This window comes from Streptomyces sp. NPDC047886 (assembly GCF_043204435.1).
In the GTDB taxonomy this organism is placed as follows: domain Bacteria; phylum Actinomycetota; class Actinomycetes; order Streptomycetales; family Streptomycetaceae; genus Streptomyces.
On the sequence record NZ_JBIDCF010000005.1, the window covers coordinates 519,532 to 541,343 of the forward strand.

General features: G+C 73.3%; 20 protein-coding genes. 9 read left to right on the forward strand and 11 right to left on the reverse strand.

From position 1 onward, the window contains the following. Positions 1–2: 2 nt before the first annotated feature. The 4 genes from ACGF5U_RS20210 to ACGF5U_RS20225 all read right to left on the reverse strand — a co-directional run bounded on the left by ACGF5U_RS20210 (position 3) and on the right by ACGF5U_RS20225 (position 5,176). Positions 3–830 carry an enoyl-CoA hydratase family protein gene (locus tag ACGF5U_RS20210; RefSeq protein ID WP_392713592.1) on the reverse strand — a complete coding sequence of 276 codons (828 nt, stop codon included), beginning with the start codon at positions 828–830 and terminating at the stop codon, positions 3–5. A gap of 261 nt (positions 831–1,091) precedes the next feature. Beyond that, the gene (locus ACGF5U_RS20215) at positions 1,092–2,573 is read right to left on the reverse strand and encodes an amino acid permease (RefSeq protein WP_392713591.1); all 1,482 of its coding nucleotides are present in this window, start codon (positions 2,571–2,573) and stop codon (positions 1,092–1,094) included. A 142-nt stretch (positions 2,574–2,715) separates the two neighbouring features. After that, the gene (argF, locus tag ACGF5U_RS20220; RefSeq protein ID WP_392713590.1) at positions 2,716–3,744 is read right to left on the reverse strand and encodes an ornithine carbamoyltransferase; all 1,029 of its coding nucleotides are present in this window, start codon (positions 3,742–3,744) and stop codon (positions 2,716–2,718) included. Positions 3,745–3,943: 199 nt separating this feature from the next. Continuing rightward, the gene (locus ACGF5U_RS20225) at positions 3,944–5,176 is read right to left on the reverse strand and encodes an arginine deiminase (protein ID WP_392713588.1); all 1,233 of its coding nucleotides are present in this window, start codon (positions 5,174–5,176) and stop codon (positions 3,944–3,946) included. A 96-nt stretch (positions 5,177–5,272) separates the two neighbouring features. Here ACGF5U_RS20225 and ACGF5U_RS20230 point away from each other — a divergent pair, with 96 nt between their 5' ends. Together ACGF5U_RS20230 and ACGF5U_RS20235 are read left to right on the forward strand one after the other, a co-directional pair. Then, positions 5,273–6,844, forward strand: a complete 1,572-nt coding sequence (locus ACGF5U_RS20230; protein ID WP_392713587.1) for a 3' terminal RNA ribose 2'-O-methyltransferase Hen1 — start codon at positions 5,273–5,275, stop codon at positions 6,842–6,844. Next, positions 6,841–9,414, forward strand: coding sequence for a polynucleotide kinase-phosphatase (locus tag ACGF5U_RS20235; protein ID WP_392713585.1), 2,574 nt, complete (start codon positions 6,841–6,843; stop codon positions 9,412–9,414). The genes ACGF5U_RS20230 and ACGF5U_RS20235 overlap by 4 nt, the downstream gene beginning before the upstream one ends. A 23-nt stretch (positions 9,415–9,437) precedes the next feature. On the opposite strand, the gene ACGF5U_RS20240 is transcribed toward ACGF5U_RS20235, so the two are convergent. Then, a complete protein-coding gene (locus ACGF5U_RS20240; protein ID WP_392713584.1) occupies positions 9,438–10,361 on the reverse strand; it encodes an LLM class F420-dependent oxidoreductase in 924 nt (307 codons plus the stop codon). Between the two features lie 184 nt (positions 10,362–10,545). Here ACGF5U_RS20240 and ACGF5U_RS20245 point away from each other — a divergent pair, with 184 nt between their 5' ends. Further along, positions 10,546–10,746, forward strand: a complete 201-nt coding sequence (locus ACGF5U_RS20245) for a hypothetical protein (protein WP_392713582.1) — start codon at positions 10,546–10,548, stop codon at positions 10,744–10,746. Between the two features lie 23 nt (positions 10,747–10,769). On the opposite strand, the gene ACGF5U_RS20250 is transcribed toward ACGF5U_RS20245, so the two are convergent. From ACGF5U_RS20250 to ACGF5U_RS20265, 4 genes are all read right to left on the reverse strand, one after another. Then, the gene (locus ACGF5U_RS20250; protein WP_392713580.1) at positions 10,770–11,291 is read right to left on the reverse strand and encodes a DUF6099 family protein; all 522 of its coding nucleotides are present in this window, start codon (positions 11,289–11,291) and stop codon (positions 10,770–10,772) included. 125 nt (positions 11,292–11,416) lie between these two features. Further along, positions 11,417–11,785, reverse strand: coding sequence for a nucleotide pyrophosphohydrolase (locus ACGF5U_RS20255; protein ID WP_392713579.1), 369 nt, complete (start codon positions 11,783–11,785; stop codon positions 11,417–11,419). Further along, positions 11,782–12,876 (reverse strand): ATP-binding protein, encoded by a 1,095-nt coding sequence (locus tag ACGF5U_RS20260; protein ID WP_392818861.1) that lies wholly within the window; start codon positions 12,874–12,876, stop codon positions 11,782–11,784. The genes ACGF5U_RS20255 and ACGF5U_RS20260 overlap by 4 nt, the downstream gene beginning before the upstream one ends. Before the next feature lie 500 nt (positions 12,877–13,376). Then, the gene (locus ACGF5U_RS20265; protein ID WP_392713576.1) at positions 13,377–13,778 is read right to left on the reverse strand and encodes a cell division protein SepF; all 402 of its coding nucleotides are present in this window, start codon (positions 13,776–13,778) and stop codon (positions 13,377–13,379) included. Positions 13,779–13,917: 139 nt separating this feature from the next. Between ACGF5U_RS20265 and ACGF5U_RS20270 the strand changes: the two genes are divergently transcribed. Continuing rightward, positions 13,918–14,526 carry a flavodoxin family protein gene (locus tag ACGF5U_RS20270; RefSeq protein WP_392713574.1) on the forward strand — a complete coding sequence of 203 codons (609 nt, stop codon included), beginning with the start codon at positions 13,918–13,920 and terminating at the stop codon, positions 14,524–14,526. A gap of 19 nt (positions 14,527–14,545) precedes the next feature. Here the strand turns inward: ACGF5U_RS20270 and ACGF5U_RS20275 are convergent, their stop codons facing one another. Next, a complete protein-coding gene (locus ACGF5U_RS20275; protein ID WP_392713573.1) occupies positions 14,546–15,313 on the reverse strand; it encodes a hypothetical protein in 768 nt (255 codons plus the stop codon). 128 nt (positions 15,314–15,441) lie between these two features. On the opposite strand from ACGF5U_RS20275, the gene ACGF5U_RS20280 reads away from it, so the two are divergent. The 4 genes from ACGF5U_RS20280 to ACGF5U_RS20295 all read left to right on the forward strand — a co-directional run bounded on the left by ACGF5U_RS20280 (position 15,442) and on the right by ACGF5U_RS20295 (position 19,783). Beyond that, a complete protein-coding gene (locus ACGF5U_RS20280; RefSeq protein WP_392713572.1) occupies positions 15,442–16,965 on the forward strand; it encodes an ATP-binding protein in 1,524 nt (507 codons plus the stop codon). A gap of 175 nt (positions 16,966–17,140) precedes the next feature. Beyond that, on the forward strand, positions 17,141–18,475 hold the full coding sequence (locus ACGF5U_RS20285; RefSeq protein ID WP_392713571.1) for a phosphoribosyltransferase family protein: 1,335 nt from the start codon (positions 17,141–17,143) through the stop codon (positions 18,473–18,475). Positions 18,476–18,762: 287 nt separating this feature from the next. Next, positions 18,763–19,230 carry an HPP family protein gene (locus ACGF5U_RS20290; RefSeq protein ID WP_392713738.1) on the forward strand — a complete coding sequence of 156 codons (468 nt, stop codon included), beginning with the start codon at positions 18,763–18,765 and terminating at the stop codon, positions 19,228–19,230. A gap of 151 nt (positions 19,231–19,381) precedes the next feature. Continuing rightward, a complete protein-coding gene (locus tag ACGF5U_RS20295; protein ID WP_392713569.1) occupies positions 19,382–19,783 on the forward strand; it encodes a ChaB family protein in 402 nt (133 codons plus the stop codon). Positions 19,784–19,834: 51 nt separating this feature from the next. On the opposite strand, the gene ACGF5U_RS20300 is transcribed toward ACGF5U_RS20295, so the two are convergent. Further along, on the reverse strand, positions 19,835–20,692 hold the full coding sequence (locus ACGF5U_RS20300; RefSeq protein WP_392713567.1) for a caspase family protein: 858 nt from the start codon (positions 20,690–20,692) through the stop codon (positions 19,835–19,837). A 242-nt stretch (positions 20,693–20,934) separates the two neighbouring features. Here ACGF5U_RS20300 and ACGF5U_RS20305 point away from each other — a divergent pair, with 242 nt between their 5' ends. Continuing rightward, complete coding sequence (locus tag ACGF5U_RS20305) at positions 20,935–21,801, forward strand: DNA/RNA non-specific endonuclease (protein ID WP_392713565.1); 867 nt, start codon at positions 20,935–20,937, stop codon at positions 21,799–21,801. The last annotated feature ends 11 nt before the right edge of the window (positions 21,802–21,812 follow it).

Consider the following 21,812-nt stretch of genomic DNA (forward strand, 5'->3'; position numbering starts at 1 on the left):
GGTCATCGCCCCCGCCACTTGGGGGGCCGCTTCTCGGTGAACGCGGCGTGGAACTCGGCGTAGTCCTCGCCGTTCATCAGCAGGGCCTGCGTGGCGGCGTCGAGTTCGACGGCGGCGGCGAGCGGCATGTCGAGTTCGGCGGTGAGCAGGGCCTTGGTCTGCGCGTACGCGAGGGCGGGGCCTTCGGCGAGCCGGCGGGCGAGTTCGGCGGCGCGCTCGCCGGCGCGGCCCTCATCGGTGAGTTCGCTGATCAGGCCGATGCGTTCGGCCTCGGTCGCGCGGACGGGTTCGCCGAGCATGAGCAGGCGGGTGGCGTGGCCGAGGCCGACGACGCGGGGCAGGAGGTAGGCCGCTCCCATGTCGCCGCCGGAGAGTCCGACCCTGGTGAAGAGGAACGCGAAACGCGCGGAGGGGTCGGCGATCCGGAAGTCGGCGGCGAGGGCGAGGACGGCCCCGGCCCCGGCGGCGACCCCGTGGACGGCGGCGATCACGGGGAAGGGGCATTCGCGCAGCGCCCGTACGACCTGGCCGGTCATCCGGTTGAAGTCGAGGAGCTGGGCGGTGTCCATGGCGAGGGTGGCGCCGATGATGTCGTCCACGTCGCCGCCGGAGCAGAAGCCCCGGCCTTCGCCGCCGAGGACGAGGGCGCGGACGGCGCGCTCCCGGGAGAGTTCGGCGAGGAGGTCGCGCAGATCGGCGTAGGCGCCGAAGGTGAGGGCGTTGAGCTTGGCGGGGCGGTCGAGGGTGACGGTGGCGACACCTCCGTCGAGGGTGAGGCGCAGATGCCGCCACTGTTCGGTGCGGGGCGCGGAACTCGTGAACGGGCTCATGGAGTGCGGCCTCCCTGAAGCGTGCGGGCTCACCGGGGCATGAGGGCTGCTGATGCCTGCACCTCGAAGTTATCACCGATACGTGACTGCCGTCATGAGTACGCGATAGCCGGGGGCGGGCGCCCGTCGGGGAACGCCGAAGCCCCCGACCGCGCGGAAGCGCGGGCGGGGGCTGCCACCGGTCCGTGCGCTCGGCGGCTCAGCGGCTCAGCGGCTCAGCGTACGGTCACCGGCGCGCGGGGCGCGGCACGGCGGTCCGGTTCACCCTTCCCGCGCGGGGTCCACCGGATCCGCCGGGCCGGCCGTGGCCCGCGCGGCGAGGCCGCTGTCGTCGGCCGTGGCGGCGCCGGCCAGACGCGAGTGGCGGCGCCCGTAGAGCGCGTACACCAGCGCGCCGACGGCGAGGAAGACGGCGAACTGGAGCCAGGTCTCCCAGCCGGTGCCCCAGATGAGGTAGAGGCAGAAGAGCACGCCGAGGGCGGGGCTCAGCGGATACAGCGGCACCCGGAAGCCGGACTCGGTGCCGGGGTGACGGCGGCGCAGCGCCACCACCGCGATGTTGACGACGGCCATGACGGCGAGGGTGCCGATGGTCGTCAGGTTCATCACCACGTCGAGCGGGACGACGGCGGCCGGGACCGCGAACACGGCGGCGACGATCCAGGTGTTGGCGACCGGCGTCGACGTCTTCGGCGAGACCCGCTCGAACACGCGCGGGATGAGCCCGTCCCGGGACATCGACATCAGGACACGGGTCTGGCCGTACATCACCGCGAGGACGACCGAGGCGATGGCGACGACCGCGCCGAAGGCGACGACACCGCCGCCGAGCGCCGAGCCGGTGACCCGGTCCACGATCAGGGAGAGCGCGGCGGGCTGCCCCGCGACGTCGTCGGCGGACATCGCGCCGATGGCGGCGACCGCCACCAGGCAGTAGAGCAGTGTGACGACACCGATGCAGATCAGGATGGCGAGCGGGATGTTCCGGCGCGGGTTCTCGACCTCCTCGCCCGCCGTGGTGATGGCGTCGAAGCCGATGTACGAGAAGAAGGCGAGCGAGGCGCCGGAGGTGACTCCCATCAGACCGTGCGTGGCGAACGGCGACAGGTTCTCCGAGTCGAACGCGGTCAGGGCGATCGCGCAGAACAGGACCAGGATGCCGATCTTCACGACGGCCATCACGGCGGTGGCGCGGGCGCTCTCGCGGACGCCGCGCACGAGCAGCAGCGCGGCGAGGACGATCACGACGACGGCCGGGATGTTGACGACGCCGCCGTCGCCGGGCGGATTGGCCAGCGCGGTCGGCAGCTGCCAGCCGGTGAGGCTGTCGAGCAGTTCGTTGAGGTACTGGCCCCAGCCGACGGCGACGGCCGAGACGGAGATGCCGTACTCCAGCAGCAGGCACCAGCCGACCAGGAACGCGACGCGCTCGCCGAGCGTGGCGTAGGCGAAGGAGTAGGAGCTGCCGGACACCGGGATGGCGCTGCCGAGCTCGGCGAAGGAGAAGGCGGTGAAGACGCAGGTGATGGCCGCCAGGACGAACGAGACGACGACGGCGGGTCCCGCCTCGGCGACGCTGTCCGACAGTCCGACGAAGATGCCGGTGCCGACGATGGCGCCGACACCGAAGCACACGAGCTGGAAGAGGCCCATCGTGCGCTTGAGGCCGTGCCCCTCCAGGTCCGCGCCGGAGTCGGCGACCAGCTGGGCGGGGGTTTTGATGCGCGGTCCGCTGGGACGCATGGGTGGTTCACTTTCCGGGGTGAGCGGTGCCGTGCGGGTCGCGCACAGACGGACGGGGTCCGGGCGCGTGTGAGCCCGAACCCCGCGAAATCGCCTCCGATGCTAACGCCCCGGTCACATATTCACCCAATCGGATGTATTCCTATGCCGCCGGGGCGGAGGGGGCCACCGGGCCCGCGAGGGTCGCGACCAGGACCGCCTTGATGGTGTGCATCCGGTTCTCCGCCTCGTCGAAGACCACGGAGTGCTCGGACTCGAAGACCTCGTCCGAGACCTCGAGCTCCGTCAGCCCGTGCCGCTCGTGGACCTCCCGGGCGACGGCGGTGCCCAGGTCGTGGAAGGCGGGCAGGCAGTGCAGGAACCTGACGTGGTCGTTCCCGGTGGCGCGCAAAACGTCCATGGTCACGGCGTACGGGGCGAGGGCGGCGATCCGCTCGTCCCACACGTCCTGCGGCTCGCCCATGGAGACCCACACGTCGGTGGCCACGAAGTCGGCACCCCGGACACCCTCGGCGATGTCCTCGGTGACCGTGAGGCGGGCGCCGCTCACCAGGGCGGCCTCCTGGGCGCGGGCGAGCACGTGGTCGGCCGGCCAGTACGCCTTCGGCGCCACGATCCGTACGTCCATGCCCAGCAGGGCGCCGGTGACGAGGTAGGAGTTGCCCATGTTGTAGCGGGCGTCGCCGAGGTACGCGAACGCGATCCGCTCCAGCGGCTTGTCGCTGTGCTCGGTCATCGTGAGCACGTCGGCGAGCATCTGGGTGGGGTGCCAGTCGTCGGTGAGCCCGTTGTAGACGGGCACCCCCGCGTACGCGGCGAGCTCCTCGACCGTGTCCTGCCCGGCCCCTCGGAACTCGATCGCGTCGAACATCCGGCCGAGCACCCGGGCCGTGTCCTTCGCCGACTCCTTCTTGCCGATGTGGGAGCCGGACGGGTCGATATACGTGGTGGAGGCGCCCTGGTCGGCGGCCGCCACCTCGAACGCGCAGCGCGTCCGCGTGGACGACTTCTCGAAGATCAGCGCGATGTTGCGGCCGCGCAGCCGCTGGACCTCGGCACCCGCCTTCTTGGCCGCCTTGAGCTCGGCGGCCAGCTCCAGCAGGCCGCGGAACTCGTCGGCGGAGAAGTCCAGCTCCTTGAGGAAGTGGCGGCCGGTGAGGTCGGTGGCCATGGGCGCTCCTGTGTTTCACGGACGGGACCGTGGAAGTGTATACGAGGCTCTACATTTCTATACGGCCGGTTCCTGTGGCGTGAACCATCCCCTGAGCGGAGGCCCGGTCGGCGGCGAGGCGAGGCAACGGCGGGGCGGCGGTCCGGTCGGCGGCGAGCGCGGGGCCACGGCGGGGCGGCCCGGTCGGCGGCGCCATCCGTCAGTCGGCGTCCCGCTCGACGGGGCAGCTCATACAGCGCGGCCCGCCCCGGCCCCGGCCCAGCTCGCTGCCGGGGATCTCGATCACCTCGATGCCCTGCTTGCGCAGATGCGTGTTCGTGGTCACGTTGCGCTCGTACGCGACGACGACGCCCGGCTCCACCGCCAGCACGTTGCAGCCGTCGTCCCACTGCTCCCGCTCGGCCGCGTGCACGTCCTGCGTCGGCGTCAGCACCCGGATCCCCGGCAGCCGCAGGGCCGCCGCGATCGCGCGGTGCATGTCCTGCGGCGGATGGTCGGTGACCCGCAGCGTCCGCCCCCGGTCACCCGGCTCGATGGTGTACGAGCGGAGCATCCCCAGACCCGCGTACTGGGTGAACGTGTCCGGCGCGACCATCGTCATCACCGTGTCCAGATGCATCAGCGCCCGGCTCTTCGGCATGTCCAGCGCCACGATCGTGTGCGCCGAGCCCGCCGCGAACATGCCGCGTGCCAGCATCTCCACCGCCTGCGGTGTCGTCCGCTCGCTCATCCCGATCAGCACCGCGCCATGGCCGATCACCAGGACGTCACCGCCCTCGATGGTGGACGGATAGTCGTCCTGCCCCTCCGACCAGTGGTGGAAGGACCCCGCCTCCGGTCCGGTGAACAGCGGATGGTGCTTGTAGATCGCCTCGAAGTGGACGATCTCCCGCTGCCGCGCCGGCCATTTCATGGCGTTGATGGACACCCCGTCGTAGATCCAGGCCGAGGTGTCCCGCGTGAAGAGGTGGTTGGGCAGCGGCGGCAGGAGGAAGTCGTCCAGGTCCATCGTGTGGAAGCGGACCGAGACCGGCTCCGCGTGCCCGTCCAGGAACTCCCGCTTGGTCATCCCGCCGACCAGCGCCTCGACCAGGGCAGACGTCTCCATGCCGTCGAAGACCTCACGGAGGTGGTCCGTGGCGAGCGGCCCGTACTCCTTCTCGTGGAAGACCCGGTCCAGGACCAGCTTCCGCGCCCTGGGCAGGTCCAGCGACTCACGCAGCAGATCACCGAAGAGATGCACCGCCACGCCCCGGTCGCGCAGGACGTCCGCGAACCCGTCGTGTTCCTGCCGCGCCCGCCGCACCCACAGCACGTCGTCGAAGAGCAGCGCGTCCTTGTTGCTGGGTGTCAGCCGCTTCAGCTCCAGATCGGGCCGGTGCAGGATGACGCGGCGGAGCCGCCCGGTCTCGGAGTCGACATGGAATCCCATTCCCCCATCCTGACCGAGCGGGCCGTCCCGTACACGTCGATCCCGGCCGGTAAATCCCCTGGCCGGGCCGTACGGCGGCGGAGGATACTCACACACGTGTTCTTGACGATCTCCATGACCGGCACCGCCGAACGACCCGCGACCGACCTCGGGTACCTGCTGCACAAGCACCCCGACAAGGCGCAGCGGTTCTCCACCTCCCACGGCACGGCCCACGTCCTCTACCCCGAGGCGACGGCCGAGCGCTGCACCGCGGCGCTGCTGCTGGAGGTGGATCCGGTGGCGCTCGTACGGCGTGGCGGCGGCCGCGCCGGCGGCAAGGACAAGAACCGGGGCCCCGACCTCGCCCTCGCGCAATATGTCAACGACCGGCCGTACGCGGCGTCCTCCCTGTTCGCCGTCGCCCTCGGCAGCGTCTTCTCCAGCGCGCTCAAGGGCCGGTGCGACGCCCGCCCCGAACTCGCCGCACGGCCGCTGCCGCTGCGCGTCGAGGTGCCCGCGCTGCCCGCCAGGGGCGGTGCGGGGCTGGTGCGCGACCTGTTCGAGCCGCTGGGCTGGACGGTGACCGCCGAGCCTGTCCCCCTGGACGACACGTTCCCGGAATGGGGCGACTCCCGTTACGTACGGCTCCTGCTGGAGGGCGAACAGCGACTCGCGGACGCGCTGCGGCACCTGTACGTGCTGCTGCCGGTCCTGGACGACGCCAAGCACTACTGGGTGTCGCCGGACGAGGTCGACAAGCTGCTCCGCGTCGGTGACGGCTGGCTGCCCGACCACCCGCAGCAGAAGCTGATCACCAGCCGCTATCTGTCCCGCCGCTGGTCGCTGACGCGCGAGGCCATGGAGCGGATGGAGCTGGCACGCCTCGCGGCGGCCGACGACAGCGAGGTCGAGGAGATCGACAACGCGGTCGACGAGGCCAGCGACACCGACGACAAGCCCGTACCGCTCGCGGTACACCGACGTGAGGCGATCATCGAGGCGCTGCGCGCCGCCGGGGCGAGCCGCGTCGTCGACCTGGGCTGCGGACAGGGCCAGTTGGTACGGGAACTGCTCAAGGACCCCCGGTTCACCGGCATCACCGGCGTCGACGTGTCGATGCGGGCCCTGTCCCTCGCCGCGCGGCGGCTGCGGCTCGACCGCATGGGCGAGCGCCAGGCGGAGCGGGTCACCCTGTTCCAGAGCTCGCTGACGTACACGGACAAACGGCTCAAGGGGTACGACGCCGCCGTGCTCAGCGAGGTCGTCGAACACCTCGACCCGCCGCGGCTGCCGGCCCTGGAGTACGCCGTGTTCGGCGCGGCCAGGCCGGCGACCGTGCTCGTGACAACGCCGAACGTCGAGTACAACGTGCGCTGGGAGAGCCTTCCGGCCGGACACGTACGCCATGGCGACCACCGTTTCGAGTGGACGCGCGAGGAGTTCCGGACCTGGGCCCGGACCGTGGCCGATCGGCACGGGTACGGGGTCGCGTTCGTCCCCGTCGGACCCGAGGACCCCGAGGTCGGGCCGCCCACCCAGATGGCGGTGTTCGCCCTCGCCACGACAGCCGAGGCCGATGCCCCCACCGCATCAGCGGACGCCACCGCCGAGGCCGCCGACCCCCCAGAACCCGCCGAACCCGCCGAGTCCGCTACCGCCGCCGTGAAGGAGGAGAAGGCCGCATGACCGCCGCAGCGACGACACCCGTCGCCACCGCACCCACCCGCAGGCTGCCCGTCACCGACCTGTCCCTCGTCGTCCTCATCGGCGCGACGGGCTCCGGCAAGTCCACGTTCGCGCGGAAGCACTTCAAACCCACCGAGATCATCTCCTCGGACTTCTGCCGCGGCCTCGTCGCCGACGACGAGAACGACCAGAGCGCCAGTCGCGACGCCTTCGACGTCCTGCACTACATCGCGGGCAAGCGGCTCGCCGCCGGACGGCTGACCGTCGTGGACGCGACGAGCGTGCAGCAGGAGAGCCGCCGCCAGCTGGTCCGGCTGGCCCGTGAGCACGATGTGCTGCCCATCGCGATCGTCCTCGACATACCGGAGCGGGTGTGCGCCGAACGCAACGCCGCCCGCCCCGACCGGGCCGGCCTCCCCCGCCATGTCATCCAGCGCCACCAGCGCGAACTGCGCCGCTCCCTGCGCGGGCTGGAACGCGAGGGCTTCCGCAAGGTGCACGTCCTGCGCGGCCCGGCGGAGGTCGAGGCGGCCGAGATCGTCCTGGAACCCCGCTTCAACGACCTGCGGCACCTCACCGGACCGTTCGACATCATCGGCGACGTCCACGGCTGCCGCTCCGAGCTGGAGACCCTGCTCACCAGACTGGGCTACGAGGACGGCCGGCACCCCGACGGCCGAACAGCCGTGTTCGTCGGCGACCTGGTCGACCGGGGGCCGGACAGCCCCGGCGTGCTGCGCCGCGTCATGGGCATGGTGGCCTCCGGCGACGCCCTGTGCGTACCGGGCAACCACGAGAACAAGCTCGGACGCTGGCTCGCCGGCCGGAACGTGCGGCACACCCACGGGCTCGCCGAGACGATCGAACAGCTGGAGCGGGAGGACGCCGAGGACCCGGCGTTCCGCGAGCGGGTACGGGAGTTCATCGACGGACTCGTCAGCCACTACGTCCTGGACGGCGGCGACCTCGTCGTCTGCCACGCCGGCCTGCCCGAGAAGTACCACGGCCGCACGTCCGGCCGGGTCCGCTCACACGCCCTGTACGGCGACACCACCGGCGAGACCGACGAGTTCGGCCTGCCGGTGCGCTACCCGTGGGCGGAGGACTACCGGGGGCGGGCGGCCGTCGTCTACGGCCACACCCCGGTGCCCAGCGCCACCTGGCTCAACAACACCATCTGCCTGGACACGGGTGTGGTGTTCGGCGGCCGGATGACCGCGCTGCGCTGGCCGGAACGCGAACTCGTCGACGTACCGGCCGAGCGGGTCTGGTACGAACCGGTCAAGCCGCTCGTCACCGAGGCCCCCGGCGGACACCAGGGCCGGCCGCTCGACCTGGCCGATGTACAGGGCAAACGGGTCGTGGAGACCCGGCACCTGGGCAACGTGGGCGTGCGCGAGGAGAACGCCGCCGCCGCGCTCGAGGTGATGAGCCGGTTCGCCGTCGACCCGCGTCTCGTGCCGTACCTGCCGCCGACCATGGCCCCGACGGCCACGTCACGGCTGGACGGGTACCTGGAGCACCCGGCCGAGGCGTTCGCCGCGTACGCCGCCGACGGGGTCGCCCGGGTGGTCTGCGAGGAGAAGCACATGGGGTCGCGCGCGGTCGCCCTGGTCTGCCGGGACGCGGACGCGGCACGGGAACGGTTCGGGGTGGAGTCCGGGCCGACGGGCTCCCTCTACACCCGTACCGGGCGGCCGTTCTTCGGCGACGACGCCGTCACCGAGCAGATCCTCGGGCGGCTGCGGGCCGCCGTGTCGGCGGCCGGGCTGTGGGAGCGGCTGGACACCGACTGGCTGCTCATCGACGCGGAGCTGATGCCGTGGTCGCTGAAGGCGTCGGGGCTGCTGCGCAGCCAGTACGCCGCCGTGAGCGCCGCCGCGTCAGCCGCGTTCCCCGGTGCGATCGCCGCGCTCGAAGCCGCCGCCGCGCGCGGCGTGGGGGTGGCCGGGCTGCTGGAACGGCAGCGTGAACGGGCCGCCGACGCCGCCGCGTTCACCGACGCCTACCGCCGCTACTGCTGGACGACGGATGGTCTGGACGGGGTACGGCTGGCCCCGTTCCAGTTGCTCGCCACCCGGGGCCGCAGCCTGGCCGGGCTCCCGCACGACGAGCAGCTGGCGCTGATCGACCGCCTGGTGGAGCACGACACGACCGGTCTGCTGCACACGACCCGGCGGCTGTACGTCGACACCGGCGACGAGGCGTCGGTACGGCAGGGTGTCGACTGGTGGCTGGAGCTGACCGGCCGGGGTGGCGAGGGCATGGTGGTCAAGCCGCTGCAGGCGCTCGCCAGGGACGGGAAGGGCCGACTGGTGCAGCCCGGCATCAAGTGCCGGGGCCGCGAGTACCTGCGGATCGTCTACGGTCCGGAGTACACGCGCCCGGAGAACCTGGAGCGGCTGCGCGGCCGGTTCCTCGGCCACAAGCGCTCGCTGGCGATCCGGGAGTACGGCCTGGGGCTGGAGGCCCTCGACCGGCTGGCCGACGGCGAGCCGCTGTGGCGCGTCCACGAGGCGGTCTTCGCCGTCCTGGCCCTGGAGTCGGAGCCGGTGGACCCCCGCCTCTGAACCCGGCGGGGGCCCTGCCCGGGTCAGTCCAGTTGGGACTGGACCTGGGAGGAGATCAGCTCCAGGTGTTCCAGGTCGTCGAGGTCCAGCATCTGGAGGTAGATCCTTGACGAGCCCAGCGCGGCGTACCGGCCGATCTTGTCGACGACTTCGGCGGGGGAGCCCGCGAGGCCGTTCCTCTTCAGTTCGTCCACGTCCCGTCCGATGGCGTCGGCGCGGCGCGCCACCTCCGTGTCGTTCTTGCCCACGCAGACCACCAGCGCGTTGGAGTACACGAGGTCGTCCGCCGGGCGTCCGGCCTCCACCGCGGCGGCGCGGACGCGGCCGAACTGCCGCTCGGTCTCCTCCAGTGAGACGAACGCGATGTTGAACTCGTCGGCGTACCGCGCGGCCAGGCGGGGTGTGCGTGTGGGGCCGTGGCCGCCGATGAGCAGCGGCAGCTTGTCCTGGGCGGGTTTGGGGAGTGCGGGTGAGTCGGTCAGGGAGTAGTACTCCCCGTCGTACGAGAAGGTCTCACCGACGGGGGTTCCCCACAGGCCGGTGATGATCTCCAGCTGCTCCTCCAGCCGGGCGAACCTGTTCTTCGGGAACGGGATTCCGTACGCCCGGTGCTCCTGCTCGTACCAGCCGGTGCCGAGGCCGAGTTCGATCCGGCCGCCCGACATCCGGTCGACCTGCGCCGCCTGGATGGCGAGGATGCCGGGGAGGCGGAACGTCGCGGCCGTCATGAGCGTGCCGAGCCGGATGCGGCTGGTCTCCCGGGCCAGACCCGCGAGGGTGATCCATGCGTCGGTGGGGCCGGGCAGCCCGTCGGCGGAGCCCATGTGGAGGAAGTGGTCCGAGCGGAAGAAGCCGTCGAACCCGAGGTCCTCGGTGGCCTTGGCGGCCTTGAGCAGCGTCGTGTATTCGGCGCCCTGTTGGGGCTCGGTGAAGATGCGAAGGTCCATAGGTGCATCCTGCACCTTCGAACGCCGTCAACGTCGATGTGACGGGCCGTGACCGGCGGACCGCACCCGTCGTTGGCTCGGCGGTGCCGGACCGCCCGGCCCGCGCGCCGGCGGGAACCAGCCGGTGCGTCGCTCTCTCTTGTCGCCCTTCCCCGGTGGAAGGGCCTGGGCCGAGGAGGCCGCGATGTCCCAGGAAGCCGTGCCCGAACAGGCAGTGTCCGCACAGGACGTGCCACAGCAGGAGGGCGCCGGCGCCCCCAAGGGGCTGCTCCAGCAGATGGAGGAACTGATGGCGGCGCTGAACGCCGATCTGTCGCAGCTCGACGCCGATCTTCAGTCCTCGGGCGGCGCCCGTGACGAAGGCGGTGCCGACCGGCGCCCGTGACGGCGTCCGCCGTCGCGCGGTCGTCATGACCCCGCCGCCGAGTCCGCCGGGTCCGCCATCTCCGTTCTGAGGGGTCGGTCGCGGGCCGGTCCGGGAGGTCTCGCCCGGTCCCGTACCGTCAGCCGGCGCAGCATGACCCGGACGCGGTCGCTGGACTCGTCGGCGGCGTCGATCGCCTCGATGCACTGCCAGTAGAGCGCCTCCTCGTCGGTGGCGCAGGCGACGCCGACGAGCGCGATCCCCACTTCCCCCAGCAGGGCGCTCAGCGCGAGCAGCGTGTCGCGCAGTTCGCCGACTTCCGTCAGCTGAGCGGCGCGCGCGCCCGCGCGCTGCGCCGCCTGGTCGAAGCCCGCGCCGCTTCGTGCGCCGGTCTCGGCGAGGACGCGGGCCTCGCCCCTCAGCTCCGGCGGCCCGTGCAGCGCGAGGCGGCTTCCGATCGCCTGTGCCACGGCCTGGGCCTGCCAGGCGGCCATCATGACGTCGAGCGCCGTGCCGCTCCGCGCCAGCTCGCTCCGGCTGATGGTGATGAGCCGTTCCGCATCCATGTACGCCGCCCCCGTTCGTACGACTTTCCGCTCACTGACTCACTACCCACAGTGAAGGCGTACGAGCATAAAAGCCAGGGGAATTCGGAAATCTGTGGACAGGAAGCTCAGTATGAATAACTCGATCACTCCGAAGAGTGACGATCTTTGCGTGCGGCGCGCCCGGGAGGCCGGCCGACGGGGAAGCGGATCTCGTTCCGGTCGATCTTCGCGGAGAGCGCGGTGAGCGGGTCGACCCCGAGGACGCCGCAGAACTGGAGCAGATAGGCGAGGACGTCGGCGACCTCGTCGGCGACCCGGTGGGCGGTATCCGGGTCGTCCATCACCCGGTCCGCCTCCTCCGGCGTCAACCACTGGAAGATCTCCAGGAGTTCGGCGGCCTCGACGCTGAGCGCCGCCGCGAGGTTCTTCGGCGTGTGGTAGGGCTGCCACTCCCGCGATGCGGCGAACTCGGCCAGCCTGCGCTGCAATCCCTGTACATCCAGATCTGTCACGGCCTCAGGTGTACCACCGACACGCCCTCGTGGCCGCGCGCGGCCCCCGCGCCGGTCTCGCCGACCGTGCCGACGAGCCGCAGGTGGCCTTCGGCGCAGATGCCGGCGGCGAGCGCGGTCAGCGCCCGGGCCTGGCGCCCGTCCAGGCCGCGGTCGAATCCGTCGGCGAGCACGGTCAGGGTCTGCATGACGCCGGGCACCTCCGCCGCCTGGTCCACGGCCAGTACGCCGGGGCCGGTGAGCAGTACCAGGGCGAGTGCCAGGTAGCGCAACTCGCCTTCGCCGAGCCGTTCCAGGGGCGTGCGGCGGGTCGCCGCGCCCAGCACGGCCCGTACCGTCCCGTCGGGGAGCCGCTCGGCGTCCAGTTCGACGACGGGGCCCGCGCAGCCGGCCCGCGCCGCGAGGGCGAGTCGGGCGTGGCGCCGGGGGCAGCCGGTGCGGGTGCGGTGGAGTACCTCGGCGAGGTTCGCGCAGCCGCGCCGCAGCCGTCCGTCGCCCGGTGCGACGGGTGCCCGCATGTGCTGCGGCTGCGGGTCGCAGGGGAACACGGACCGCAGGGCGACGACGAGTTGCTCGGCGGCAGCCAGTACGTGCCGCTGCCCCTCGGTCTTCCCCGCCACTCGCAGGGGCAGAAGTGCGGTGCCGAGCCGGTCGTCGGGCAGCGGTGCCCGCGTCACCCTGGCCGCACCGGCCGTGTGCCATTCGGCGTGCACGGTCCGGCGCCCGGGGTCGCGCAGGGCGGTCGTCAGCAGCGTGCGCCCCTCGCCGTCGGTCAGCCGCTCCCCGACGATCCTCAGCTGTGGTTCGGCCTGTACGGCGACGTCGAGGCGGACGGGGCCGTACGGGCCGTCGGCGGTGCAGCCGATCCGGAAGCCGCGCCTGCCTTGCGCGTCGGGGGCCGTGCCGTCCGGTACGCAGCCGAGCGGATCGGGGAAGGCGCGGGTGAGGCGGGCGCCCGCGCCGAGCAGGGCGAGCGCCTCGTACGCCTGGAGCGCGCTGGACTTGCCGCTGCCGCTCGCCCCGGTGAACAGGGTCACCGGGGCGAGTGGGAAGGCCATCCCGCGGTGCGACTTGAAGGCGGACAACCTCAGTTCGGTGACGACCGGCCGCGTGGGGCGGTCGGGGTGCCCCCGGCCGGGGTGGGCCCTCGTTCCGTCGGTGCGGGTCGCGTGCGGGCGGGTGCCGTCGGTGCGGGTCGCGTGCGAGCGGGTTCCTTCTGGGTCGGGCGGGTTCGGGTGCGGCGGGTCGGCACCGTGGCCGCCGGGATCGGCGCCGTGGCCGCCGGGGTGGGCGGCGTGAGCGCCGGGGTGGGCGGGAAGGTGGGCGGGGGGGGGGGGGGGGGGCCGCCCCCCCGGGGGGGGGGCGGGGCGGGGGGGGGGGGGCGGGGGGGGCGCCGGGGCGCCCCCCCCCCCCCCCCCCCGAAGGGGGGCGGGGGGGGGGGGGGGGGGGGGGGGGGGGGGGGGGGGGGGGGGGGGGGGGGGGGGGGGGGGGGGGGGGGGGGGGGGGGCCCCCCCCCCCCGGCGGTGTCCATGGACATGGTCGGACGGTACGAGCGCGGAACGCGCTGAACCGTTCCGCCCGAACAGATTTCCTACGAATGAGGGACGGTCGCCGCGGCGGCCCCCTCCACCTCCGTACCCATCGGCGCCAGGAGGAAGACGTTCCGGTCGACCCGGTGCATCGCGCTGCCGAGCCCGAAGACGACACCGCTGCTGAAGTCCAGGATCCGCTTGGCGACTTCGGTGTCCGCGCTGGTCAGATCCAGCAGCACCGGGATCTGCGCGACGAGGTACTCCGCGACCTCGCGCGCGTCGGCGAAGACCTGGACACGCAGGACGACCATACGGCGCTGCGACTCGGCGGCCTCGTAGTCCTGGGGAACGGTCCGGTGATCCACCCGGGACGGCCACTCGTTGCGCCCCCGCAGCGGTACGACCTGGGCCAGGCCCTCCCACTGTTCGTCGGTGACGTCGTACCTCTCGTACCTACTCATGCGCCCATCCTCCCGCCCCTCACCCGTTCGGCCCAACTCCGACACGGAGAGGCAGCGGGAGAAGTCGGCACCGGGCCGCTCTGACGACCCGTGCACGTCCAGGGTGATCCTTTCGTCCCATTCGGGTAGCCGTTCCCGCATGAAAGCACTGGTGATCAACTGCACACTGAAGCCGTCGCCGCAGCCGTCCAACACGCAGGCACTCGCCGAGGTCGTGGCCCGCCACCTGGAGACGTACGGGGTGGAGGTGGAGTTCGTACGGGCCGTCGACCTGGACATCAAGCCGGGCGTCGTCAGCGAGGCGGCCGGGCCCGGCGACGCCTGGCCGGAGATCCATCGCAGGCTGCTGGAGTCCCGCATCCTGGTGATGGCGTCCCCGACCTGGCTCGGGCGGCCGTCATCGCCGGCCCAACGGGTGCTGGAGCGGATGGACGGGATGCTCTCGGAGACGGACGACGAGGGCCGTCCCGTCGCGTACAACCGGGTCGCGGGCGTCGTCGTCACCGGCAACGAGGACGGCGCCCATCATGTGATCAGCGAGATCTCGGGCGCCCTGGGCGACATCGGCTACACGGTTCCCGGTCAGGCGTGGACGTACTGGCACCTCGGCCCCGGGCCCGGACCCGACTACCTCGACGACGAACGCGGCCACGACTGGTCGCACACGACGGGACGGGCCATGGCCGCCAACCTGTACGGCACGGCGCGGGCGCTCGCGGCGAACCCGCTGGACGCGCCGCCGCGGTGAGTCCGGAGGCCGGACGGCGTCACTCCCCGTACCGGTGGGTCCAGTCCGGTCCGACGCGGGCCCATTCCGCTTCCCAGCGCGCGAAGCGGCGGCGGTCGAACGCCCAGGCCGCCGCGGAGCGTGCCCCGGCGACGACCAGGGCGAACAGGCCGAGCGTCGTCGCGCCGACCGTCCAGCCGGCCACGGCGGCCGACGCGGCCGTGATGGGGCGCGGGCTGAGGTCGCCGGAGTCGTCGAGCCAGACGCGCACCGTGCTGCCCCGGTCGGCGCCGGAGGCGACCGACACGATCGCGGTGTGCTCGGCGCCGTCCTTGTCGGTCCAGGTGACCGGGGCGCGGGACGTCAGCCCTCCCCGGGTGCCGCCGTCGGCGTCCTCGGTGAGCCGCGCGGTGACCTCGTAGCGTTCGGCCGCCTGCTGGGCGGCGGCCCGGGACTCCGAGGCGTGGGTCGCGACGCCGGCGGCCAGCCCGGCGGTCGGCGCGCCGATGACCAGGACGGCCATCAGGACACCGTTGATCAGGTGCTGGGCCCGGTCGTACGGGTCGGCGACGGCGGCGTCGCCCGCCCGCAGGGGAGCGGGGCCCTCGGACGGAGGGGAGTCGCCGTCGCCGGGGGCCCGGCCGGCGGGGTCGCCGGATCCGCCGCCGGACCCGCCGAGGCCGCCGCCAGGGGAGCCGCCGTGAGCGCCGTCGCGGGACGCACCGCGGGTGCCGTCGCGGGATTCGCCCGGGGTGCCGCCGGGGGTTTCGCCGGGGGTCCCGGGGTGTCGCCGACCGTTCCTGGACATGGTCCCGCCTCCGGATGCTCGCGGAGCGTCGCTTCTCTGCCCCACCAGGGTCCGCCATCCGCGCCGTACGAGCACCGGGCCGAAGGTCCCCGGATGCGGCGGTCTCCCGGGCGGCCGACCATGGAGCCATGGCACCCGTCCCACCCGCCACGCCGGCGAAACCACCGGAGGTCTTCGACCGGGACGCCGAGTGGGACGCACTGGTCGGCTTCGCCGCCGATCCCCGGCCGGGACCGGGCCTCGGCATGGTCTCCGGGCGGCTGCGCCAGGGCAAGACGTTCCTGCTGGACGCGCTCACCACGGCCATGGACGGCTTCTCCTTCGGCGCGCAGGAGGCCGTCGAGGCGGATTCGCTGCGGCAGCTCGGTGACCGGCTTGCCGCGTTCACGGCAACGGAGGGGGCCGGGCCGACGCGGAACGGGGTGACACGGGACCGGCCGCCACAGGACTGGGCGGAGGCCGTGGACGCGCTGCTCGCGCTCGGCGAGCACCGACCGGTGCCGGTGGTGATCGACGGCTTCCCGCAGCTGGTGCGGCAGAGCCCGTCCCTGCCGGCCGTGCTGCACGCCGCGTACGGGCGGTTCGCCGAAGCGGGGGCGGGCAGCCGGACCCGGCTCCTGCTGTGCGGCAGCACCCAGCCGATGATGCGGCGGCTGTTCGGCGGCCCCGCCCCGCTGAAGGGGCTCCTCGGCCTCGAACTGATCGTCCGGCCCTTCGACTTCCGGCAGGCTGCCCGGTTCTGGGGCATCGACGACCCGCGGCTCGCCCTGCGCGTGTACGCGGTCGTCGGCGGGACACCCGCGTACCGGGGCGCGTACAGCGGCGGCACCGAGCCGCCGTCGACGCCCGAGGAGTTCGACGCCTGGGTGTGCGGGACGGTCCTGAACGCCCGGACGCCGCTGTTCCAGGAGGCTCGGCTGCTGCTGCACGAGGCGACGGACCGTGAGGACCGCGCGCTCTGCCACTCCGTGCTCACCGCCGTCGCCCTCGGCGCCGCCACACCGGGCGAGGTCGCCGGCCGGCTCCGCACCTCGCTGGCCGATGTGTCGCACGCGCTCGCCCTGCTGCAGGACTGCGCCCTGCTGCGCGCCGACACCGACGCGTTCCGCCCGCACGTGACACGGCTGTACGCCACCGACCCGCTGCTCGCGTTCGAGCACGCGGTCGTACGGCCGCTCAGGCCGCCGCTCGCGCACGGGGACGCCGCCGGTGTCTGGCCGGCGGCACGCGACACCTTCGAGTCCACGGTCGCGCCCGCCCGGTTCGCCGAGGTGTGCCGGGCCTGGGCGCGCGACCACGCCTCCCCCGGCACGTTCGGCGGGACACCGGCGAGGGTCGGCCACGGCTCGCTCCCGTCGGCGGGCGGCGGGCCGGGGCTCGACGCCGAGGTCGTCGTACGGGGCGAGGGCGACGGCGGGCGGCCGGGCGCCGTGCTGTCGGTGGGCAGGGCGCGGTGGGGCGAGGTCATGGACGTGCACCACCTGGAGGTGCCGCGCCGGATGCTGGGCCTGCTGGCGGAGCGCGGCGACGACGTCGGCGGGGCGGTCCCGGCCTGCTACAGCAGCGCGGGGTTCGGCCCGGCGCTGCGGGCGGCGGAGGAGGCGGGCGAGGTGCTCCTCGTGGGCCCGGAGCGGCTGTACCACGGCTCCTGACGGCGGCCCGGACCGGCGGGGTCGAGGGCGGGCGCCGCCGGGGGACGGCTCCTACGATGGGAGACGGACGGAAACAGCGGGGAAAGCGGGGGGATCGGAAACACAGGGGGAGACAGAGCGGCACCGCGAGCCGATCGGGTACCCGGGCGGGAGACCCAACGGCGAGGAGGCCGACATGCGGTTCGTCGATCGTGTGGCCGCCGGGCGACGGTTGGCCGAGGAGATGGCAGGGCTCCCTCTCGGCGACCCCGTGGTGCTGGGGCTGCCGAGGGGCGGGGTGCCGGTGGCGCGTGAGGTGGCCGAGGCACTGGGCGCGCCCCTGGACGTCATCGTCGTGAGGAAGCTGGGTGTGCCGTCGCGGCCCGAGCTCGGGTTCGGCGCGATCGGCGAGGGCGGGGTACGGATCGTCAACGACTCGGTGGTGCGCGCGGCCCGGCTGGGCCGGGACGACCTGGCCCGGGTGGAGGAGTCCGAGCGGGCGGTGCTGGAGCAGCGCCTGGCCCGCTACCGCCGGGACCGGCCCGCCGTGCCGGTGGCCGGCCGGACCGCGGTGATCGTGGACGACGGCATAGCGACCGGCTCCACGGCTCGCGCCGCGTGCGCGGTGGCACGGGCGCAGGGCGCGGCGCGGGTGGTCATGGCCGTACCGGTCGCGCCGCGTGACGCCCTGGACCTGCTGGCCTCCGAGGCGGACGACGTGGTGTGCGTGTCGTCGCCGGACTGGTTCGGGTCGGTCGGCGAGTGGTACGAGGACTTCTCGCAGACCGCTGACGACGAGGTCGCGGAGCTGCTGTCACGGGCGGCCGCGCAGGGCCCCGCCGGTAGCGGGCGGCCGGGTCCGGGGGCCCCTGAGAGGCTGGCCAGTTCGCCGGTCGTCGTGGAGGCCGGGCCCGTCCGGCTGGACGGGGACCTGACGCTTCCGGAGGGCGCGCCGGGCGTCGTGGTGTTCGCGCACGGCAGCGGCAGCGGCCGGCACAGCCCCCGTAACCGATCCGTGGCGGCGGCGCTGAACGGGATGGGTCTGGGCACCCTGCTGTTCGACCTGCTCACGGAGGAGGAGGCGCACGACCGGGAGCTGGTCTTCGACATTCCGCTGCTCTCGGAGCGGCTCGTCGGTGCCACCGGGTGGCTGCGGGCGGCCCGCGCTCCGGCGGTCTGCTACTTCGGTGCCAGTACGGGTGCGGCGGCCGCGCTGACGGCCGCCGCGGAGCCGGGCGCCGCCATCGCGGCGGTCGTCAGCCGCGGCGGCCGCCCGGACCTGGCCGCGGCCCGGCTGGCGGAGGTACGGGCGCCGACGCTGCTGATCGTGGGTGGCGAGGACGCGGGGGTGCTGACCCTGAACCGGCAGGCGGCCGAGCGGATGCGCTGCGAGCGCCAGGTGGAGGTCGTGCCGGGTGCCACGCACCTGTTCGAGGAGCCCGGCGCGCTGGAGCAGGTCTCGGACCTGGCGGGGGCGTGGTTCACGGCCCACCTGCCGCCGCCGGGGACGCCTCCGGCAGGGGTGGGGTGACGGGCATGGCAGGCACGGGGCAGGCCGCGCGGCCGCCGGACGAGGGCCGGCCGACCCTCCCGGCCCGCCCGGACGGGCCGCAGAATGGAGGACCAGGAGTTCCGGCACCGAGCGCCGGGGAGGCCGAGATGACGCGACCGGCTCTGAGGGAGACACCCCGGGTTGCGGGGACGTCCCCGGAGGAGAGGGCCCAGAGGGAAGAGGCCCCGAGGGAAGGGGCGTCGGGGCAGGGTGCGCGGGCCGCCCCGGCCGAGGGTGGTCTGCTGGATCGTACGGTCGGCGAGGTGATGCGTACGGCGGTCGTCTCCGTACCGACGGGTGAGACCGTGCTCATGGCGTGGGAGCTGCTGGAGCGTGCGGCGGCACGGTACCTGCCCGTGGTGCACCCCGACGGGCGGTGTGCCGGGCTGCTGGAGCGCGCGGACGTGGCGGTCGCCTGTGCGGCCCCGGCGGTGCGGCTGTCGAAGCGTTACGTGGGGGATCTGCTGCGCGGACGCCGGTGTGTGATCGTCCATCACGACGATCCGGTACGCAGGGCCGTCGCCGTCATGGACGCCAACGGCTGCGAGGCGCTTCCGGTGCTGGGCGACCGGGGACGGCTGGCCGGGCTGCTGGCGGCCGCCGACATCGTCGCGGCGCTCGCCGGGCGTCCTTTGGGGGCGGGACGGCCGGACGAGACACCGCTCCCCGTGCCGTATCCGCTGGTGCCGGGGCTGCCGCCGCTGCGCGACGACCGGGTGACGCCGGTGCCGTGAGGCCCGTCCTCCTCCGTCGCGCTCCCCCGCCGATACCGCAACGGGAGGGGATTCCACCGGGGAACGCGGGGCGCGACCCCCGCGCCCGCCTGTTTACCGGTGTGCGCGCCGGAAACCCGTCACGGTACGAGACCGTGACGAGAGGTGTGTCATGCCTGGAGAGCAGGAACTTCCGTCGACACTGCGGCGCTCGCCGAAGAGCGCGCAGCGCACGTGGGTGAAGGCCCACGACTCCGCCGTCGAGCAGTACGGCGAGGGCGAGCGGAGCCATCGGGTGGCCTTCAGCGCGCTGAAGCACACGCATGAGAAGGTCGGCGACCACTGGGAGCGCAAGGAGGGCGGCCGCAAGGGGCCGTCGGACCCGCGTGCCGCGCGCCCCCGGCAGCAGGAGGCCCGCAGCGGGGAGGGCGTGGACGAGCGGGCGTCCAAGGAGCATCTGTACGAGATCGCCAAGAAGCTGGGCGTCGAGGGCCGGTCGCGGATGTCGAAGCCCGAGCTCACGGACGCCATCCGCGAGGCCAACGCGGCCAGGACCCGCGAGGCCCGCTCCTGAGGGCGCGGCCCGGCGGGTCCGCCGGATCTCCCGGGGCTGCGGACCGGTCGGCTACACGGTGAACGGGCGCTCGCGGAGGAACGCGGGCGCCGGGCTGCCCGACACGTACAGGTTGGGGCTCTGGGTGGCGGGCATGCGCTGGACGATGGCCCGGTGGAAGGCGTGGTGCCCGCCCCGGAAGCCGCCCTTGTTCCAGACCTTGAGGAGCGTGCCGGTGAAGCGGCCGTTGACGCGTCCGTCGGCGGCGAGCTGGTTGTCCTGGCAGGCCGAGATCAGCAGGGCGTCCGCCGGCCGGTGGCGGGCGCCATCGGCGCGTTCGGCGAAGCCGCGCTGGAGGTCCTGGAAGAAGTCCCTGTCCCGCTGGTAGACGCGGAGCTGGGTGCCGACCGGCATGAGTCGCGCCACCTCTTCGAGCCGGTCCGGGTCGGTGGTGTCGAACTGCTCGCGCATGGCCTCGGGGCTCAGGACGTCCCGTACCTCGATGCCGCTGCCGCTGTGGCAGCAGTCGAGCAGGACGAGGATGCGGACGCCGGGTGCGAACCGCGCCAGTTCGGCGTTCAACTCGTCGTCGAGGAACTGGCGGTCGTAGAGCACCAGGGTCTCGTCGAGGTCGTCGGGCTCGTCGTCCGGGCCGGTCTCGTTCGGCACCTGGCCGCCGTGGCCGGAGTAGGTGAGCAGCAGGACGTCGCCGCTCTCCAGTCGTTTCGCCGCCGCGCGCAGTTCGGCGGTGACGTTGTCGACCGTGCCGTCGCGGGTGAGCAGGACGGTGTCGGCGAAGCCGGCGTCGCGGGCCAGGGACGCCATGTCGCGGGCGTCGTTCTCGCAGGCCAGAAGCTTGCCGTCCCAGCCGTCGTAGCGGTGGGGATCAACCGTGTCGAGTCCGATGTGCAGGGATAGGCCACGCGCCATGAGGTCTCCTCTTGCCTTTCTCGCCCGGCGGCGGAGTTTCGTCGGGATCTGTTCCGTGGTGGACGCGGCCGCCAACCCGGTACGGGAGGCTGCCGCCTGAAAGGACGCGTCCGCGCGGCCGTGGTGAGGCCGCCCGGTGCGGCCGTGGTGAGGCCGGATCCGCGCGGCCGCGGTGAGGCTGAAGGGGTGGCTTCCCGGTGCGGGCCGTGGGCGCGGCACCCCCACGCGGTACCAGTCGGATCATGACTTCATCCGATTTTTCGGAGCGCCGGGAGGACCTCGCTGACCGCGAGGGGTACGACGAGCACTTCCTCGGCCACGCGGTCCCCCTGCCGCTTCCCACCGCACCCGACCTGGAGTCGGTCGTCCTGCCCTACACGCACTTCAGTGTGGTGCTGCGCCCGGACCGGCGGATGGCCTCGGCCACCGCCGTCTGCATCGACGGCGAGAAGCTGGTCGAGAAGGTGCCCCGCAACGACGACTGGCGCTTCGACCCCCGCGTGCCCGAGGAGTGGCAGACCGGCAACGACGTGTACCGGAACAACTCCCTGGACCGGGGCCACCTGGTACGCCGCCTCGACCCGGTGTGGGGCGTGACCTCCACGGCGCTCAGAGCCGACGCCGACACCTTCTACTATACGAACGCCGCCCCGCAGGCCGATGTCTTCAACCAGGGCAAGGAGGTCTGGCAGGGCCTGGAGAACTACCTGCTCGACCACGCCGCGCGGTTCGACCGCAAGCTGACCGCGCTCACCGGGCCCGTCCTGCACGACTCCGACCCGCCCTACCGGGGCGTGCAGGTGCCGCTGCGGTTCTGGAAGGTGGCGGCGTTCGTCCACGACGGCACGCTCGCCGCCACGGCGTACGTCCTCGACCAGAGCCCCGACCTCACCAGGGCCGCCGACCGGGCCCTGGCCGGGGCACAGCGGGGCGCGCCGCCGCCGCTCGGGGCCTTCCGGACCTTCCAGGTGCCGGTCGCGGACATCGCCCAGCTCACCGACCTGGACCTCGGTCCGCTGCCCGGCGTCGATCTGATGCCGGTGCCGCGCGCGCCCGAGGAGCGCTGGCGGCGACTGGAGTCGCCCGACGACACCGTCATGGACGTCTGAGGCGTCCCCCC

Coding starts and splice junctions, on each gene's coding strand:
- ACGF5U_RS20210 (WP_392713592.1), bottom strand. CDS start 830: ATGAGCCCGTTCACGAGTTCCGCGCCCCGCACCGAACAGTGGCGGCAT.
- ACGF5U_RS20215 (WP_392713591.1), bottom strand. CDS start 2,573: ATGCGTCCCAGCGGACCGCGCATCAAAACCCCCGCCCAGCTGGTCGCC.
- argF (WP_392713590.1), bottom strand. CDS start 3,744: ATGGCCACCGACCTCACCGGCCGCCACTTCCTCAAGGAGCTGGACTTC.
- ACGF5U_RS20225 (WP_392713588.1), bottom strand. CDS start 5,176: ATGGGATTCCATGTCGACTCCGAGACCGGGCGGCTCCGCCGCGTCATC.
- ACGF5U_RS20235 (WP_392713585.1), top strand. CDS start 6,841: ATGACCGCCGCAGCGACGACACCCGTCGCCACCGCACCCACCCGCAGG.
- ACGF5U_RS20240 (WP_392713584.1), bottom strand. CDS start 10,361: ATGGACCTTCGCATCTTCACCGAGCCCCAACAGGGCGCCGAATACACG.
- ACGF5U_RS20245 (WP_392713582.1), top strand. CDS start 10,546: ATGTCCCAGGAAGCCGTGCCCGAACAGGCAGTGTCCGCACAGGACGTG.
- ACGF5U_RS20250 (WP_392713580.1), bottom strand. CDS start 11,291: ATGGATGCGGAACGGCTCATCACCATCAGCCGGAGCGAGCTGGCGCGG.
- ACGF5U_RS20265 (WP_392713576.1), bottom strand. CDS start 13,778: ATGAGTAGGTACGAGAGGTACGACGTCACCGACGAACAGTGGGAGGGC.
- ACGF5U_RS20270 (WP_392713574.1), top strand. CDS start 13,918: ATGAAAGCACTGGTGATCAACTGCACACTGAAGCCGTCGCCGCAGCCG.
- ACGF5U_RS20275 (WP_392713573.1), bottom strand. CDS start 15,313: ATGTCCAGGAACGGTCGGCGACACCCCGGGACCCCCGGCGAAACCCCC.
- ACGF5U_RS20280 (WP_392713572.1), top strand. CDS start 15,442: ATGGCACCCGTCCCACCCGCCACGCCGGCGAAACCACCGGAGGTCTTC.
- ACGF5U_RS20285 (WP_392713571.1), top strand. CDS start 17,141: ATGCGGTTCGTCGATCGTGTGGCCGCCGGGCGACGGTTGGCCGAGGAG.
- ACGF5U_RS20290 (WP_392713738.1), top strand. CDS start 18,763: ATGCGTACGGCGGTCGTCTCCGTACCGACGGGTGAGACCGTGCTCATG.
- ACGF5U_RS20295 (WP_392713569.1), top strand. CDS start 19,382: ATGCCTGGAGAGCAGGAACTTCCGTCGACACTGCGGCGCTCGCCGAAG.
- ACGF5U_RS20300 (WP_392713567.1), bottom strand. CDS start 20,692: ATGGCGCGTGGCCTATCCCTGCACATCGGACTCGACACGGTTGATCCC.
- ACGF5U_RS20305 (WP_392713565.1), top strand. CDS start 20,935: ATGACTTCATCCGATTTTTCGGAGCGCCGGGAGGACCTCGCTGACCGC.